Here is a 17,212-nt window from a genome sequence, read left to right on the forward strand (position 1 = left end):
ATTTGTTAGTTGACGAAATGAACGAGTGCGCGCATCAGCGCCATAGCAGCGAGCAAGAGGCCCATGAGTCGCAAAATCCCTCGCGACATGCCGATGGCGATCAAGGAAAGCAGCATCGATATGGAAGCGCAGTAAACAGCAAGTAGATCGCTCGTCACCAAGGATGCGCATAGCAACGCCAAGGCTGCCAAGTCCGACAGAAGGGCCAGGGCGTAACCACCTTTGATCTTTCGCATGACCCCTATCCGGAGGAGCACGAATCTTTCAACGAAGCGAGTAAAGCTCAAATGTAAATGAGAATCAATGTCTTTTGAATGTCGGGGATATGGTCCGTCATGTCGTTGTTTGAGAAGTGGGAAGGCCACCCAGCTGCGAACCGCACCACTCGACAATGATGAAACTGCCCGTACAGCGGATGGCTGCTCAGTGGTTGGACACGCCGCGGTTCGCCTCAGGCAAACAGACCGTCGCTGGCGATCAGGGTGTTGCTGCGTTCGGCGGCCTTCTCCACCGCCGCGCGCAGCATGGCCGGCGCCACGTAGGTGCGGTGGACGCGATCGATCAAGGCCAGGTAGGCGTGCCCGAATACGTTGCTGCATCGCACGCGGGTGCCCAGGCTGATGTCGATGCGATCGCCGGACACGATTTCGACGCCGACGCAGGAGCGGAACACCAGATGGCGATCGTCGGCGCCCAGCACGACTTGCGCATGGCGATCGCCGTCGCCGATCTGCTGCGCCAGTACCGGGAAGCGGTCCAGGAACAGATGATCGCGTTGCGGGGACAGCAGTGACGACACCGGGCAGCCCAGCGGCGAGGTGCGCAGCCTCAGCGGCCTCACCAGCAGATTGCGCAGTTCCATCAGCGCGCTCACCCCGGCGGGGCGGTGCTGCAGGAAACCATCGAGCACATCGGCCAGGACCTGCGAGGCGCGCTGGCCGTGGAAACCCTGGCCTCGCACACTGAGCACGAAGGTGTCCTGGTGATGGAAATCCCGCGTGAGTTCGCCACGCAGCAGGGAGCGCGGCGGTGGTTCGGCCAGTGCGGCGACGCGCGCGACGCGGCCAGCGATGAAGCCCGATGAACGCCGCCAACCGGAAATCGCGCCACGCAGCCGGCCCAGCGGGCCGCGCACCCCTGCGCACAGCCGTTGCCGGGTGCTGCCCGGTGCGGCATCGAACGCCAGCGTGACGGTGGGAATGGCAGTGGCGTCCGGCGGCTGGTTTTCCAGCAGCATGCGCACCGGCTCCGGCAGCAGTTCGGTCAGCGAGGCCAGGTTGGCCTCGCCGCGAAGCACGCGTGCACGCTCGGATGCCGGCAACGGGCCACCCAGTTCGTCGGTATGACAGGACAGCGCGAAGAACACCGGATGCCGCGAGCCGGGGCGGGGCGCGACGAACTGATGCCAGGCGCCGTCGCCGAAGCGGACGGTGAACAGACTGTCCGGCGGCAGGCGGATGTGATGCAGGGCGTCGAGGAAGCTGCGCGGGTCGGCGGCGATCTGCGCGTCCGAGGCGGTGGAGAAGCGCAGCAGCGCGCCACCGCTGCCGGTGACCGCGGTGAACACGCGATGGCCGGCGTGGCGATGGAACGGATGACCCTGCGGACCCACCGCGAAGGTGTAGAGCGCGGTGGCGTCGCCCTGGTCGAAGTCGGTGCCGGCCAGTTTGGCCGAGGGTTCGTCGAGTTCGTCGATGAAGTCCGGGTGCGCGCGCTGGCGGGCGGCGGCGTCGGCGAACATGCGGTCGCCCGCGCCGTGGCCAAGCTGTGCGATCAGGAAGACTTCCACCGGCAATCCACCGGCGTGCGACCGGATGCGGGCCTGGGGAAAGGTGGCGACGGTTTCGGCGGTGCTGGCCATCGTGGGAATCCTTGTCGGTGGCGGCGGGAAAACGGAAAGCTCAGCCGGGCTTGGCAGCGCGCTTGCGCGCCTCGCGCTTCAACGGCCCGGCGGTGGGGCAGATCTCGAAGGCGAATCCGGTGAGGGTGTTGACCAGGCTGTCCGGCACCAGCCGGTAGACGATGAACTGTCCGCGCCGCTCGCTGCTGACCAGGCCGGCGTTTTCCAGCACCGACAGATGCCGCGAGATCGCCGGTGCGCTCATCTCGAAGCGCTCGCCGATCTCGCCGGCGGTCAGCTCCTGCGCGGACAGGTAGGCGAGGATTTCCCGCCGGGGGCGGGAAGCCAGGGCTTCGAAGATGCGGTCGACGGCCATAACAATTTAACCAATTAACGTATTGGTTAAATATTGGGTGGGCCGGATGACGCTGTCAAGCGGCGCCCGTGACCGTCCATCGGCACGGGCGCGGTTCATCGCCGGCATCGCCCGTGCAGCGAAACCGCCCCCGAGCGCGGAAAAGAAAACCCCTCTCCCGAAGCGGGAAGGGGTCGGACGGCGAACGCGGGCGGGCCGGAACCCGCCCGCTTCTTCAGCCCTTGGGCACCCGCACCGGCAGCGGCACGTTGCACAGATCGATATGGCCGGCCGGACGCACGTACCAGCCATCGCGGCGGTTGCGGCGGGCCTCGGTGGCGTCGGCGAAGGTCTTCGAATCGGTGCGCAGCAGCTGCAGCGGGGTGCGCTCGGCTTCCGGCACGTCGCTGGCCAGGCGGATCGCCTTGATCGGCGTGTAGTCGGCGGGCTTGTCGTACATGCCCATCGGATCCGGCCCGCGCTTGATCACGCTCAGCAGCTCCATGCCTTTCACCACCCGGCCGACCACGGTGATGTTGCGATCCAGCTGGCGCGGCGACTGGCCGATCACCACGTACAGTTCGGTGGCGTTGCTGCTGTCCGGCGCGGTGTCGCGACCGGCGCCGAGGGTGCCGTAGCAATGCGCCATCCACGCCTGGCCGGAGGCCGGATCGCGGCCGGCCTGGAAGCCGTCGACGAAACCGACCTGCGGCGCCCAGCCGTCGGTGTCGGGCAGGCGATCGAAGCGCAGTCCTTCGGCCTTGCGCTCGAACTCCGCCGGCAGCCTGGCCTTGGCGGTGCCGATCGACTTGCGCTTGGCTTCGTCCTCGGTGGGATCGCCGAACTGCACCACCCAGTTGTCCTGCGAGCGGTAGATGTTGAGACCGTTCCAGAAACCCTCGTGGGCCAGCGTGCGGATGTTGCCGACATGCTCGGGTGCGAAGGCGGGCGCCAGCTCGATGATCACCCGGCCGGCTTCCAGTTCCATGTAAAGGGTGTTGGCCGGATCCAGCGTGCGCCAGTCGCCGGCCGGCGAGGCATCGAGGATCTCCTGGGCGCTGCGGTACTTGGCCGGTTCGGCCGCCGACAGCGGCAGTGCGGCGGCCAGCGCCACGGCGGAGGCGAGCAGGGTGGTGCGCAGGGACATGGGCGATGCGTTCCGGTGTTGGGATGTCCGGATTCTACGCACAGCCGCGGTCCGGCGGCGTGGGACCCTACTTGAAGTAGCTGCGCAGCATGCCGGCCAGCGCTTCGCCTTCGGCCTGGCGGGCATCGGCGTCGTCCTCGGCGACCAGGTGTTCGCGCAGGTGATCGTCAAGCAGGGCAAGCATCAGCGACTGCGCCGCACCACGCACGGCGGCGGCCTGGGTCAGCACCGCCAGGCAGTCGGTACTCTCGGCGATGGCGCGGTCCAGCGCCTCGACCTGTCCCTTGAGGCGACGGACGCGGGTCTGCAGGCGGCTGCGTTCACGGCTGATATGCGACATGTCGCGACTATACCCCTGGGGGGTATAGAATGCGAGCATCTCCCAAGGCCTTTTCCGCTGCCATGTCGCTCCTCGCCGCCGCCGCCTCCCGCCGCCACGACCATGTCTTCGACGACGGCAACCCGCTGGCCGAGCGCAACACCCGCCGCGCGGTACTGCTGACCGCGGCGATGATGGTCGTCGAGATCGCCGGCGGCTGGTACTTCAACTCGATGGCGCTGCTGGCCGATGGCTGGCACATGAGTTCGCATGCGCTGGCGCTGGGCCTGTCGGTGTTCGCCTACCGGTTCGCGCGCCGCCATGCGCGCGATCGGCGCTTCGCATTCGGCACCTGGAAGGTGGAGGTGCTGGGCGGCTACACCAGCGCGATCCTGCTGCTCGGCGTGGCCGCGCTGATGGCCTTCCAGTCGGTCGAACGGTTGATCCATCCGGTGGCGATCCACTATCGCGAGGCCATCGTCATCGCAGTGGTCGGTCTGGGCGTGAACCTGCTCTGCGCCTGGTGGCTGAAGGACGGGCACGGGCACGCGCATCACGGGCATGGCCATCACGATCACCACCATCACGGCCACGGCCACAGTGATGGTCATGGCCACGCGCACGATCACCCCCACGCTGATCATGCCGGTGATGGCCATGCGCACCACGGCCACCACGACCATCATCGGGATCTCAACCTGCGGGCCGCCTACCTGCATGTCATCGCCGATGCCGCCACCTCGGTACTGGCGATCGTCGCGCTCATCGCCGGCTGGATCTGGGGCGCGCGCTGGATGGATTCGGCGATGGGCCTGATCGGCTCGGTGCTGGTGCTGACCTGGGCGTGGGGATTGCTGCGGGCCAGTGGACGCGTCCTGCTGGACGCGGAGATGGATGCGCCGGTGGTGGCGGAAATCCATGAGGTGATCGCCGCCGAGCCGGACACCGAAATCGCCGATCTGCACGTCTGGCGGGTCGGGCGCGGCAAGTACGCCTGCGTGCTGAGCCTCGTCGCCGCGTTGCCGCGTTCGCCCGATCACTATCGGCAGGCCCTGCAGGTGCACGAGGAACTGGTGCACGTCACGGTCGAGGTGCATCCGCTCGGCTGACCGGCGCCACACCCGCGTCGGCGCGGCGGCGGAAGGGAAGGCTAGCCGCGATCTCAGTCCGCGCGACGCGCCCCCGGAGAATCGGCATCCGGTTCGGGAACGGAGAGCGAGGGATGCAACGATGGGACTGGAGCGCGGCGCGGGCCTACCTGCCTACCGCGCTGACGCTGGCGACGGCGTTCCTGGCTTCGCTGAGGGTGCCTGCGCTGCAGGGGCCAATGCGCGCGGGCGCGCCCGTCGATTGGGCGCCCTGTCTCCTGTTCGCCCTGGCCTGCCTGCTCGGGATAGGCGCGACGCGCCGTCTCTGGAGACGCCGCCAGGCGGTCGGACTGCTGTGTCCCTGCGGCGGACTGCTGGGGGCGGAGAGGATGGGCCGCAGGGGCAGCCGGACCAGCGTCTGCCGCGCCTGCGGGCGGGAGTGGCGGCGCGGGAGCTGAAATGCGGTAGGGCGGAAGCCCCCAGGGCTGCACGAATCCCGCCATCCGGCCCAATGACTAACAGCACATTCGCTATAGTCAACTTCGCAATAGCATCGTCTCCACGCTAGTCACCTGGAGACCGCCATGGTCGAAGCCGATGCCTACCTGAAGAAGTTCCAGAAGGAGCTGAGCGCCGGTACGGTGTCGCTCGCCCTGCTGGCGGTGCTGGCCCAGGCCGGCGAACCGATGTACGGCTACCTCATCGCCAAGCAGCTCGAGCGGGTCGGCGACGGCGTGCTCAGCGGCAAGCAGAGTGCGCTGTACCCGGTGCTGCGCAACCTGGAGGGCGCCGGCCTGCTCGACAGTTTCGTCGAGCCTTCGATCGCCGGTCCGCCGCGTCGCTATTACCGCATCACCGAGGCAGGGCGGGAGACCCTGCAGAGCTGGGCGGTCGCCTGGCGCGCCACCCGTGATTCCGTCGATTCCGTCCTGTCGGGGATAACCGCATGAACACCACTACCACGCCGCGTCTTCCCACCTCCATTCCCGAATACCTGGAGCAGTTGCGGGCCGCGCTGGCCGGCGCGGATCCGGCGCTGGTCCAGGACGCGTTGTACGACGCCGAGGAATACCTGCGCTCGGAGCTGGCCGAACAGGCCGGCAAGAGCGAAGCCGAGGTGATCGCCTCGGTGGCCGGCAGCTACGGCGCGCCGGAGGAGGTCGCCGACATCTACCGCGAGACCGAAGTGACGGTGGCCCGCGCGCTCAAGCCGCCCGCGCCGCCCAAGCGCCGCTCGGCGATTGGGCGCTTCTTCGGCGTGGCCGCGGATCCGCGCACCTATGGCGCGCTGTTCTACATGCTGCTGTCGCTGGCGACCGGCGTTTTCTACTTCACCTGGGTGGTCACCGGCGCCAGCCTGTCGGTCGGCCTGCTGATCCTGATCATCGGCATCCCGTTGCTGATGCTGTTCCTGGCCTCGGTGCGGGTGCTGTCGCTGGTGGAAGGCCGCATCGTCGAAGCCCTGCTGGGCGAACGCATGCCGAGGCGGCCGCTGTACACGCAGCGCGACAAGCCCTGGCTGACCCGGATCAAGGAGATGTTCACCGACGGCGGCACCTGGACGGCAATGCTGTACTTCCTGCTGATGCAGCCGCTGGGCGTCCTGTACTTCAGCGTGGCGGTGACCCTGCTGAGCCTGTCGCTGGGCCTGGCCGCCGCGCCGCTGGCGCTGCTGCTGCCGCATGCCGGCATCTGGTTCGACGACTGGAACCTGGCTTACGACGCGCCCTGGCTGCTGCCTTTCGTCTGCGTGTCCGGGGTGCTGCTGCTGTTCGCCACCCTGCACCTGGCGCGCGGCGTCGGCAAGGTGCACGGCTGGCTGGCCAAGCAGTTGCTGGTGCGCACGCCGGTGGTGTGACGATGGCGTCATGATGCCGGAGAACGCAGGAAGGGGCCCGCAGGATGCGGGCCCCTTCTTTCTTTCGGATGAAGGTTTTTCCTTCGGGCGAACGCGGTGCCCGGCGTCAGTTCGCGGGCATCAGACGATCGATCAGGAAACTCATCCGCAGCGCCATCAGTTCCGGGTTGCGCAGGGCGTCGCTGACGCCATGGCCGCCTTCCTCGTCCTCGTAGAAGTAGGTCGTGGCGCCCGCGTCCGCGAGCCGATGGGCGAGCTTGCGCGCGTGGCCGGGGCCGACGCGGTTGTCCTCGGTCGAGATGGTCACCAGGAACGGCGGATAGCGCGTGCCCTGGCGGACATTCTGGTACGGCGAATATTTGAGCATCGCGGCCAGTTGCGCCGGCACGTCGGGATCGCCGTACTCGTTCATCCATGCCGCGCCCATGCCCATGTGGCGCATCCGCACCAGATCGGTCAGGGGCACGTCGCTGACCACCGCCGCGAACAGATCCGGACGCTGGGTGCCCAGCGTCGCGGTGAGCAGGCCGCCATTGGACATGCCGAAGATGCCGATCCGATCCGGCGCGGTGAAGCCGCTGCGGATCAGATGTTCGGTGACCGCGATGAAGTCATCGTACGAGTTCTGCCGCTTCTCGCGGATGGCCGCCATGTGCCAGGCCGCGCCGCGCTCGCCGCCGCCGCGCATCGCCGGAATCGCCAGCGAGCCGCCACGCTCCAGCCACAGCTTCAATGCCGGGCCGCCCACGGTGGCGTCGAAGTAGCCGGGCCGCACCGAGATGCCGAAGGCGCCGTAGCCGGTCATCAACAGGGGCTGCGGACCGGGCTTGGGATGGCGCGGCTTCAGCAGGAAGTAGTCGACCGACGTTCCGTCGCGTGAGGTCGCCGAACCGATTTCTGTGACGAAACCGGCGCCGTCCATCAGCACGGGATCCTGCGCCAGCAGGCGCTGCGGCTCGTCGTCGCGGAGCAGGTACTGGCTGCGCGGAGTGACGAAGCCGGCCACCGAGACCGCCAGTTCGCGGCGGTCGCGCTCATCGGCGCGCAAGGTCACCGTGTCGCCGGCGGCGACATCCATGACCTTGCGGGTGGTCCAGCGGCCATCGCCACCTGCGCTGCGCGCGGCGATCACATGCTGGCGCAGGTGCTGGTTGACGATCAGGAACACTTCGTCGCGCGTGGCCGCCAGTCCGCCGAAACCCGCGTCGACGAATTCGTCCGCCGCGGGTACATAGACGGCCGATACGCGCTTGCCTTCCGGCGTGGCCGGATCCGCATCGAAGGCGATGACGGTCTCGGCACGGTAGGGCCGGCCTTCGATGGTGGCGTCCCTGGCAAGCTGAACCAGCACATGGCGCGCGGAGGTCGCCAGCACGCCGAACGGCTTGATCGCCTGCGGCAGCGGCAGGGTGCGGGCGGCGCCGTTCGCGTCGACCAGGCTGATTTCGAAGGTCGAGTAATCGATCGCGCGGGTCAACACCGCCTGCACGTCGCTGTCGCCGACCGTGGTGGCCTGCACGATCGCGTCGGCCGGCTTGCCCTGGAACACCGGCTTCACCGCCGCCAGCGGCTGGCCGCGCTTCCACAGGCCGAACGCCGCCGGCCAGCCGGCCAGCGACTTCGGCTGATCGCCCAGGGTATGGCCGACCAGCACCTGATCCGCGCTCATCCACTCCGCGAACGCGCGCGACTTGCCGACCCGGAAACCATCGTCGACGAAGCTCGCGGTGGCGAGATCGAACTCGCGGATCTCCACTTCGTCACCGCCGCCGGGCGAGAGCCGCAACAGGCAGCGTGCGTATTCCGGCGCCAGGCAACTGGAACCGAAGCTGTAGACCTGCAGTTCGAACGGAATGCCTTCGCGCTTGCGCAGCTCGGCCACGTCCAGCACGGTCTTCCATTGGGTTGCCACGCCCTGCGCGTCGCGCGCGGAAGTCTGCAGCAGGCCATAGGGATGGGCGGCATCGCGGTACAGGCGCACCGCGCGTTCGCCAAGCAGGTACTGGTCCGGTTCGGCCGGCGCCTGCGCCAGCGCCGAACCCAGTTCGCGGGTGACGGCGGCGTGCGAGGGCAGCGCGCCCAGGCGGGTACGCGCCTGATCTGTCGCCTGGCGGGCCCAGGCCAGCGCCTGGGCGCCGTGCGGATCTTCCAGCCATTGCAGCGCGTCGGCGTCGGCGGCGCGGGATGTCGCGGGCAGCGAGAGGGCAAGGCCGAGCGCGAGCGCGGGCAGTATGCGTTGCGTGATCGTCATGGATCGGATCTCCGATTCTTGGTGGTTGATGGGAAGTGCGCCGCGTCAGTAGTCGTAGCGGAACAGCACGCCGAAGGTGCGCGGCTGCGGACGGTTGGACGATCCCAGCCGCAACAGACTGCCGTCGGGGTTGTACAGGCTCGCGCTGCGCGCGTTGATCGCGCCGTCCTCGTCGGTCAGGTTGTTGCCATACAGGTACACGCCCCAGCCCGCGGGTGACTCCAGGCCGATGCGTGCGCCCGCCAGGGTCAGTGCGTCGCCCGGCGTGCCCGCGGTCAACGCGGTTTCGCGGGCCGAGTCGTGGTGCACGTTGGCCGAGATCACGCCGCGCAGGTTCGCGCCCACGTCCCAGGCATACGCGGCGGAGGCATTCAGGCTGGTCTTGGGCACGTTGTAGACCGCGGTGCCACGATGCAGCGGCGTGCCGGGCACGTCGGCCGAGTAGGTCGCATCGATCCAGCTGCCACTGAAGGCCAGGGTCAGCGCGCGGATCGGGTTGTAGGTCACGCTCAGCTCCACGCCCTTGTTGCGGGTGCCGTCGGAGTTGGCGAGGCCGTTGATCTCCGGCGTGATCGGCACGCGCACCGCCACGTCCTTCCAGTCGCTGTAGAAGACCGCGCCTTCCAGCAGCACCTTGCCATCGGCCAGCACGGATTTGGCGCCGAGTTCGTAGGTCCAGATCGAGTCGGCCGAGATCTGCGAAGGCAGCTCGACGCCATAGAGTTCGGCCAACTGGATGGAGCCGATCGGCTGCAGCTGGCCGGAGCGGAAGCCGCGCGCGGCGGACGCATAGAACGTGGTGTTGTCCGACGGCTTGTAGGACAGGCTCAGGCGCGGGTTCCAGCTGTCGAAGGTGGCGTTCAGCGTGGATACGCTGCCGTCGGAGGCGACATCGGACCCATCCACCTTGTCCTTGAAGTAGCGCAGGCCGGCGGTGACGGCCCAGGCCGGGTTGGGCAGCTTGAGCGTGGCCTCGCCGAAGATGGCGTGGGCGTCGTTGGTCTGGCGCGAGTTGCTGGTCAGGATGCCGGGGATGTCAAGCACGTCGGCGCGGTCGGCCTTGCGCAGGTAGTAGCCGACCGTCCAGTCCAGCCGGTGTTCGCCGGTGGAGGCCCAGCGCAGTTCGTGGGTGCGCACGCCGATGTCGATGGCCGCGTCCAGCCGGATGCCCGCCGACAGCTCACCGCTCTGCGGATAGCTGAGGTTGCCGTCCGAGAAGGTGTAGACGATCTGCGAGGCATCGAAATCGTACGTGCTGGTCAGGCTGGCCGAATCCCATTCGTTGCGGCTGGCGAGGAACGAGTCGTTGGTGCCGTCGTCGTAGGCGGTGTTGCTGGCGGCATCCGAATCGGAGCGGTACTTCCAGTAGGCCAGATCGATGTTCCAGCGCTCGGTCGGCGCGAAGCGCAGTTTGGCGCGCCAGGTGCGGATGTCGTTGTCGTTGACGTTCTTGCCGCCGGTGTTGGTGTCCTCGATCCAGCCGGGGGTGCGTTCGTCGGTGACGGCCAGGCGCAGGGCCAGGCGATCGTCGACCAGCGGAATATTGACGTAGGCCTTGGCGCCGCGGCCATCGCCGCCGCCGCTCACGCGCGAGCCATCCAGTTCCACGCCCGCGCCGAAGCGGTTGAATTCCGGCTTGCGGGTGAGGATGCGCACGGTGCCGCCCATCGAGCCTTCGCCGAACAGCGTGCCCTGCGGTCCCTTGAGGATTTCCACCCGGTCGATGTCGAAGGAACGCGCGTCCGGATACCACGGAACGGTCACGCCGGTGAATGGTGTTTCATCCACGTAGTAGCCGTTATCGTTGCCGCCCAGCGAACTGGAGACGCCGCGGATCTGCACCTGGGTGAACGCGCCGCCGGTATCGATCGAGGATGCGCCGGGCGTGATGTTGATGACGTCCACCACGTTGCGCAGGCCCATCGCGTCGATCTGCTCGCCGGTCACCGCGGTGATGGCGATGGGAACGTCGATCTGGCGCTCGTCGCGTTTGCGCGCGGTGACCGTGACCGCGCCCAGGTCGACGGCGTCGGAAGCCTGCGCGGACGCCGTGCCATCCGGCGAGGCGGTGGTGCTGGCCTGCTGGGCGTGGACGGGCGCACCGATCAGCGACAACAGGATCGCGGTGGCCAGGTGGGTTCGGATCGGAGAGGCGTGGCGCGACGTGGCACGTGGCTTCATGGACGACATGGATGGACTCCGGTTGGGATGACGAACGGAAGGCCGGCAGGCACGGATATCCCCTCGTGCCCACGGGTCACTCGACGCCATGACGAACCGGTGCAACAAAAGTGAAATGGCGCGGCACGCGGATGCCGCGGAACCGCTCAGAAGCGGTAGTGGAATTCCAGCCCGTAGGTGCGCGGGCGCAGGCGCGTGGCGTTGCCGTAGGGGGTGCGGCCGTCCACCGCGCCGGCTTCATCGAGCAGGTTGTCGCCGTACAGGTAGCTGCTCCAGCCGCGTGGCGATTCCAGACCCAGGCGCAATCCCAGGTCCATGATCGGATCGCCCTGGACGCCTTCGACCAGCCCGGTCCGGCGGCGCGAGTGGTAGCTGGCGCGGCTGGCCGCGGTCAGGTTCATGTCGCGGCCGACCGGCCACGCGTAGGTGGCGGTGCCCGACAGGCTGGTGCGGGGCACGTTGTAGACCTGGGTGCCGCGACGCAGTGGCGTGCCGGGGACGTCGGCGGCGTAGTACGCATCCACCCAGGTCGCGCCCAGTTCCAGCCGCAGTTGCGCCAGCGGCGCGTAGCTCAATCCCAGTTCCAGGCCCTGCACGATCGCGCCGCGCGAGTTGATCAGCCCGTTGTAGGTGCCGTTGATCGGCACCCGCACCGGCAGATCGCGCCAGCGGGTGTGGAAGGCCGCGCCCTGCACCAGCAGCCGGCCGCCGGCGGCGATCTGCTTGAGGCCGATTTCGTAGGACACCAGCGAATCGGGCGGAAGCGTGGCCGGCAGGGAGATCCCGGCGGCGAGCGCGGCGGTCAGCGAATCGGCGGGTTGCAGCTGGCCGGAGCGGAATCCACCCGCCACGCCGGCGTAGGCGATGCCCTGGTCCGAAAAACGCCGGGTCAGGCTCAGGCGCGGCGTGAGGCGCTGGAATGTCGTGCGCAGACGCGTGTCGCGGGTCGGCGCAAGTGCCTGTCCATTGACGTCATCGGTGAAGTAGCGCAATCCCGCGGTGACCGACCAGGGCGATCCGGCCGGTGCCAGCGTGGCTTCGCCGAACACGGCGTCGGCGCGGTTGGACTGGATCGACGTCGCGGGTTCGCCATCGACGTCCAGGACGTCGCGGCGCAGTGCTTCCCGGTGCGAGTAACCGAGGATCCACTCCCATGGCCCGGCGCCGCGCGAGCTCCAGCGCAGCTCCAGGCTGTCCACATCGATCTGCAGGCGTGCCTGCAGGGTGGAGGTTGGCGTGATCTTTCCGTCCATCCCGTATTCGAGCCGGGCGTCGGACATCGCCAGCAGCAGGTGCGAGGCGGGCAGTTCCAGGCGGCTGCTGATGCTGTTGGCGCGCCAGCGCGAGCGCGTGTCCTGGTAGATGCCGCTCTGCATGACGTCGGTGGCGGCATAACCACCGCCCTCGGCCACGGTCGTCGAACTCATGTGGGTGACGTCGGTCATCCAGGCATCGCTGGCCGACCAGCGCAGGCGCGCGCGGCGGGTGGAGACGCGTTGCGGATTCATGTCGTGTCCGCCTTCGGGGGCATCCACCCAGCCGGGCAGCGTTTCGCGGGTGGCGACCAGGCGCAGGCCGAGCCTGTCCGGCACCAGTGGCAGGTTGGCCATCGCCTTGCCCATGCCGCCGTCGCCACCGCCTTCGGTGCGGGAGGTTCCCAGTTGCACGGCCGCGGAGAACCGATCCAGTTCCGGTGCGCGGGTCAGGATGCGCACGGTGCCACCCATCGATCCTTCGCCGAACAGCGTGCCCTGCGGTCCCTTCAGGACCTCGACCCGATCCAGATCGAACGCGCGCGTGTCCGGATGCCAGGGCACGGTGACGCCGGTGAAGGGAACATCGTCCAGGTAGTAACCGTTGTCGTTGCCGCCCAGCGAACTGGAGATACCGCGGATCTGCACCTGGGTGAACGCCGCGCCGGAGTCGATCGCGGCCACGCCCGGCGTCAGCCGCAGCACGTCGGTGACATTCTGCATACCCAGCGTTTCGATGCGCTCACCGCTGTGGACCGACAATCCCATCGGCACATCCACCCAGCGTTCATCGCGTTTGCGCGCCGAGACCACCAGCGGCGCGAGGGTACGGGTGGGCGCGACCAGCGCGATCGGTTGCGGTGCGGGCCGGTCGGTGGGAGCGGAAGCCCGCGGCGACACGGTGATCACTCCGGACTCCACGCTGAAGACATAGCCGCTGCCTTCCAGCAGGCGATCCAGCGCCGCTTCCACCGTCATCACGCCGCTGACGCCCGGGCTGCGGCGCGCCCGGTCCAGATCGCCGACGGCGGCCAGTGGCAGGCCGGACTGCTGCGAGAAACCCAGCAGCGCTTCGTCGAGCGGTTGCGCGGGAATGCGGAAGGCGATGCGTGGCGAGGGCGTCGTCGCCCACGCCGACAGGCAGAATCCCAGCAGCAGCGACACCCATGCGCCGCCTCGCCATCCTCCGCGAAGTCCCGTCCACCACGCCGGCGCCGGGAGGCGCATGCGGGGGCGGACGATGGCGTTGGCGGCGGGCGGCAAGGAGGATCTTCCGGATCAGGGAGCGCCGTCTCCGGGGGGAACCACGGGAGGCTTCACCGGATTGTTCTGTGGTTCGCCGCTGGACAGCAAGATCTCGCCATCGCTGCGCCGGACGTCCAGATGCAGTGCCTTGGCCAGGCCCTCGATCCAGCGATCGATGCCGGCCACTTCCCAGCGCCCGGTGACCTTGAGCTGTCCCAGTGCGGGATCCTGCAGGCGGACGGGGATGCGGGAATAACGATTGAGATCGGTGATCACGCTGGCCAGGGGTTCGCCCTGGTAGACCACCGCGCCGTGTCGCCAGGCCGTGGCCAGGGGCGCGTTGACCGCCTGCGGCGGTTGCAGCCCGTTGGCCACGCTGTACCGGATCCGCTGGTTGCCGGTGGCCAGGTAGCGGCGGAGCTGGCCGTCCTGGCGTGCACTGACCTGGACCCGGCCTTCGTCGACCACCACGGTCACGTCGCGATTGCCGTGCCCGGCGACGCTGAAGCGGGTGCCCAGCGCCTGGCTGAGAATGCCGTTGGCATCGACCACGAACGGCCGGTTCGGTGCGTGCGCGACCTGGAAGTACGCGCGGCCATGGCGAAGTTCGATGTCGCGCCGGTCCGGGCGGTAGCGGACGGCGACTTCGGAAGCCGCATCCAGTTCCAGCACGGAACCGTCGGCAAGGGTGATCTGGCGGCGCTCGCCGATGCCGGTGGCGAAGGATTGCGGCGGATCCCCCGGCGTATCGCGCGGAACCATGAACCCGACCAGCGCGACGGCCAGCGCCACGCAGGCGGCGCCGGCCCATGCCCAGGCGTGGCGCGGGCGGCGCCGCGCCCGTGTTGGCGCGGCGGGGGGGAGGGATTCCGGCCGCGGCGCGGCGGACGATGCCGCCGGCTGGCCGGCGCGCGCCGCGCGCGCGCGCAGCAGCGCTTCCGAATCCAGCGTGCCCGCCGCTTCCCACAAGGCGGTCAGATCGTCGAAAGCCGCGGCATGGGCCGGCGTGGCCATCCATTCGCACCAGGCTTCCAGTTCGGTCGCCGGCACATCCTCTTCCTGCATGCGCAGCAGCCAATGGCCGGCTTCACGCAGGGCCGCCTTGCGCGGCTCCGTGGATGTCGGGTTCATGATTGTTCTTCCTCCCACTCGTCCGTGATGCCGTCCAGGCGTTCCTGGCAGTACGTCAGCGCGCGCGCCACATGGATGCGGACCATCCGCTCGGTCAGGCCGAGGATGCTGGCCGCATCGGCAAAGCTCAATTGTTGCACCCTCACCAGGCGGAAGGCTTCGGCGCAGTTGTGCGGCAGTTCCGCCAGCAGGGAGGGCAGTCGTTCCACCAACTGCGCCGCATTGGCGGAGCGTTCCGGGCTCGCCTCCGGATCCGGCCACAGATCCACGCCATCGGGCGCCGGCTGCTCGGTATGGGCGCGGCGGCGCAACAGATCGGTCGCCAGGTTCTGCGCAATCCGGAACAGGTAGGCCCGGTGGAAACTGATCGCGGTTTCGTTGCCCAGGTTCAGCAGCTTGGCGTACGCCTCCTGCGCGACCTCCCAGGCATCGTCGTAGGAACCCAGCCGCAACTGCAGCATGCGCACCAGCGACTGGTTGAAGTCGCGGACCAGGTCCTCGGCGGATGCGCGTGCGTTCCCCGCGACAGGAGCCGGGCACGCGCCGGGGGGAGGTTTGTTGGTGGATTGAGCCATGCCGTAGAGACGAAGCAGGAAGCCGGAAGTGAAATGCCGACCCTGGCGGCTTCCAGCCCGACCGTGTCATGCCGGTCCCAGCATACCCGGCGTGACCGGCCTGCGCAGGGAGCGTGCCCGCGGGGGCCGGAGACATCGCGGGCCGACTCGGGCGATCCGGTCTTCCCGCGCGCGGCCAGGTTGTCGCCCGTGAGGGGAACGACGGGACACCCCGGCCCGCGCACTTCACCTGGCATCCCGCTCGCACATCGACCTGCCCTGATCGACGCGCCCTGCACATGCCTGAATACCGATGACGCCCGAGTTGGGGCGTGGTTAACAGAAGCCGCGCGCGGGAATGCCTAACGTGTCGGCGCGGTCTTCCGCCGCGACCTTCATGGAGATGATCATCATGGCTCGCAACCGTATTCCCGTTGTCGTCGCATCGCTGGCCCTGCTCACGCTGACCTCCTTCAGCGCCTCCGCCGGCTGGCAGGGCACCTGGCACTACTACGATGAAGAAGGCGTCCTGGTCGGCGGCTGGACCGCCGGGTGCGGTGCGGCGGATGGACGCTGGGGTGTCGTCACCAGCAACAAGACCTTTACCCAGGGATGTCGCGACGCAAGTTGAGCCGCAAAAAAAAGCCCCGCGCGAGCGGGGCTTTTCGGTCTTGCGGGATGTCGCCGCGTGGCCGATCAGTCGGCGTACCTGGCAATGAAATCCCGCACCTGCGGATAGACCTTGTCGCGCCAGCGGCGGCCGCTGAAGATGCCGTAGTGGCCGGCGCCTTCCACGGTGATGTGCGCATGCCGGGCCTTGGGAATGCCGGTGCACAGATCGTGCGCGGCGGCGGTCTGGCCCAGTCCGGAGATGTCGTCCAGTTCGCCTTCGATGCTGAGCAGCGCGGTCTTCCTGATAGCGGCCGGATTGACCAGCTCGCCGTTGACCTTCCACTTGCCGCGCGGCAGCAGGAACTCCTGGAACACGACCCGGATGGTGTCCAGGTAGTACTCGGCCGGCATGTCCAGCACCGCGTTGTATTCGTCGTAGAAGCGGCGGTGCGATTCGGCGTCCTGCAGATCGCCCTTGACCAGGTTGGCGTAGAAATCCCAGTGCGACATGAAGTGGCGGCTGGGATTCATGGCGATGAAGCCGGCATGCTGGAGGAAGCCCGGATACACCGAACGGCCCTGGCCGGGATAGGGCATGGGCACGCTGTGGATGACGTTGTTCTCGAACCACGACAGCGGATTGCGGGTGGCCAGGCTGTTGACCTCGGTCGGGCTGCGGCGCGCGTCGATCGGGCCGCCCATCATCACCAGCGAACGCGGCGTGGCCTCGCCGCGCGCGGCCATCAGCGACACCGCCGCCAGCACCGGCACGGTCGGCTGGCAGACGCTGATGACGTTGAGGTTGTCCGCGCCGATGTGGCGGATGAACTCCTCCACGTAGGCGACGTAGTCGTCCAGGCTGAAGGCGCCTTCGGACGTCGGCACCATGCGCGCGTCGACCCAGTCGGTCACGTAGACCTTGTGGTCGCGCAGCAGGGTGCGCACGGTGTCGCGCAGCAATGTGGCGTGATGGCCGGACAGCGGCGCGACCACCAGCACCACCGGATCGTCCTTCAGCGCCTTGATGCTGTCGGCGTCGTCGGTGTAGCGCTTGAAGCGCAGCAGCCGGCAGAACGGTTTCTTGATGATTTCCTGTTCCACCACCGGCACGGTGCGGCCCTCGACCTCCACTTCATGGATGTCCCAGGCCGGCTTCTCGTAGTCCTTGCCGATGCGGTAGATCAGTTCGTTGCCGGCGGCGATGCGTTCGGCGCCGGGCAGGCTGGAGAGCCAGCTGCCGGGCGCGGAAAAGATGCGCGCGTTGGCTTCGGCCATGTAGGCGAGCGGCGCCATCCAGGCACGGCCTAGTTCGTGCCACTGATAAAGAAGGGTCATGGGCGACGGGAATCCCGGATTTGGTGCAATCTGCTGCGGCGCA

The 17,212-nt window shown here is 68.2% G+C and carries 14 protein-coding genes and 1 pseudogene; 4 read left to right on the plus strand and 11 right to left on the minus strand.

From position 1 onward, the window contains the following. Nucleotides 1-5: 5 nt before the first annotated feature. The 5 genes from AC3DE2_RS15610 to AC3DE2_RS15630 all read right to left on the minus strand — a co-directional run bounded on the left by AC3DE2_RS15610 (nt 6) and on the right by AC3DE2_RS15630 (nt 3,682). Nucleotides 6-236 carry a hypothetical protein gene (locus tag AC3DE2_RS15610; protein ID WP_454570264.1) on the minus strand — a complete coding sequence of 77 codons (231 nt, stop codon included), beginning with the start codon at nt 234-236 and terminating at the stop codon, nt 6-8. Nucleotides 237-451: 215 nt separating this feature from the next. Then, nucleotides 452-1,861: a DUF2867 domain-containing protein gene (locus AC3DE2_RS15615; RefSeq protein ID WP_488426960.1), complete on the minus strand. Its 1,410-nt coding sequence runs from the start codon at nt 1,859-1,861 to the stop codon at nt 452-454. A 40-nt stretch (nt 1,862-1,901) separates the two neighbouring features. After that, on the minus strand, nt 1,902-2,216 hold the full coding sequence (locus tag AC3DE2_RS15620; protein WP_295383203.1) for a metalloregulator ArsR/SmtB family transcription factor: 315 nt from the start codon (nt 2,214-2,216) through the stop codon (nt 1,902-1,904). Between the two features lie 214 nt (nt 2,217-2,430). Next, nucleotides 2,431-3,342: a peptidylprolyl isomerase gene (locus AC3DE2_RS15625; RefSeq protein WP_295383205.1), complete on the minus strand. Its 912-nt coding sequence runs from the start codon at nt 3,340-3,342 to the stop codon at nt 2,431-2,433. A gap of 67 nt (nt 3,343-3,409) precedes the next feature. After that, nucleotides 3,410-3,682, minus strand: a complete 273-nt coding sequence (locus AC3DE2_RS15630; protein ID WP_295383207.1) for a metal/formaldehyde-sensitive transcriptional repressor — start codon at nt 3,680-3,682, stop codon at nt 3,410-3,412. 62 nt (nt 3,683-3,744) lie between these two features. On the opposite strand from AC3DE2_RS15630, the gene dmeF reads away from it, so the two are divergent. The 3 genes from dmeF (at nt 3,745) to AC3DE2_RS15645 (ending at nt 6,607) form a co-directional block, all read left to right on the plus strand. Next, nucleotides 3,745-4,770 (plus strand): CDF family Co(II)/Ni(II) efflux transporter DmeF, encoded by a 1,026-nt coding sequence (dmeF, locus tag AC3DE2_RS15635; RefSeq protein ID WP_295383209.1) that lies wholly within the window; start codon nt 3,745-3,747, stop codon nt 4,768-4,770. Nucleotides 4,771-5,333: 563 nt separating this feature from the next. Beyond that, nucleotides 5,334-5,699: a PadR family transcriptional regulator gene (locus AC3DE2_RS15640; RefSeq protein ID WP_295383210.1), complete on the plus strand. Its 366-nt coding sequence runs from the start codon at nt 5,334-5,336 to the stop codon at nt 5,697-5,699. Continuing rightward, nucleotides 5,696-6,607 carry a sensor domain-containing protein gene (locus AC3DE2_RS15645; RefSeq protein ID WP_488426961.1) on the plus strand — a complete coding sequence of 304 codons (912 nt, stop codon included), beginning with the start codon at nt 5,696-5,698 and terminating at the stop codon, nt 6,605-6,607. The genes AC3DE2_RS15640 and AC3DE2_RS15645 overlap by 4 nt, the downstream gene beginning before the upstream one ends. Nucleotides 6,608-6,713: 106 nt before the next feature. Here the strand turns inward: AC3DE2_RS15645 and AC3DE2_RS15650 are convergent, their stop codons facing one another. From AC3DE2_RS15650 to AC3DE2_RS15670, 5 genes are all read right to left on the minus strand, one after another. Next, nucleotides 6,714-8,858, minus strand: coding sequence for a prolyl oligopeptidase family serine peptidase (locus AC3DE2_RS15650; RefSeq protein WP_295383214.1), 2,145 nt, complete (start codon nt 8,856-8,858; stop codon nt 6,714-6,716). A gap of 45 nt (nt 8,859-8,903) precedes the next feature. Beyond that, entirely contained in the window at nt 8,904-11,048 is a 2,145-nt protein-coding gene (locus AC3DE2_RS15655; RefSeq protein ID WP_488426962.1) for a TonB-dependent receptor, read from the minus strand. Between the two features lie 137 nt (nt 11,049-11,185). After that, entirely contained in the window at nt 11,186-13,456 is a 2,271-nt protein-coding gene (locus AC3DE2_RS15660; RefSeq protein WP_488426963.1) for a TonB-dependent receptor, read from the minus strand. Between the two features lie 114 nt (nt 13,457-13,570). After that, nucleotides 13,571-14,668 (minus strand): FecR family protein, encoded by a 1,098-nt coding sequence (locus AC3DE2_RS15665; RefSeq protein ID WP_488426964.1) that lies wholly within the window; start codon nt 14,666-14,668, stop codon nt 13,571-13,573. Then, entirely contained in the window at nt 14,665-15,243 is a 579-nt protein-coding gene (locus AC3DE2_RS15670) for an RNA polymerase sigma factor (protein WP_295380278.1), read from the minus strand. The genes AC3DE2_RS15665 and AC3DE2_RS15670 overlap by 4 nt, the downstream gene beginning before the upstream one ends. Before the next feature lie 391 nt (nt 15,244-15,634). On the opposite strand from AC3DE2_RS15670, the gene AC3DE2_RS15675 reads away from it, so the two are divergent. Then, on the plus strand, nt 15,635-15,853 hold the full coding sequence (locus AC3DE2_RS15675) for a DUF6289 family protein (protein ID WP_295380282.1): 219 nt from the start codon (nt 15,635-15,637) through the stop codon (nt 15,851-15,853). 74 nt (nt 15,854-15,927) lie between these two features. Here AC3DE2_RS15675 and AC3DE2_RS15680 read toward each other — a convergent pair. Further along, nucleotides 15,928-17,169: pseudogene (locus AC3DE2_RS15680) on the minus strand (polyhydroxyalkanoate depolymerase); the annotation flags it as partial. Nucleotides 17,170-17,212 lie beyond the last annotated feature (43 nt).

The organism is Pseudoxanthomonas sp. 68-E7 (assembly GCF_057773145.1).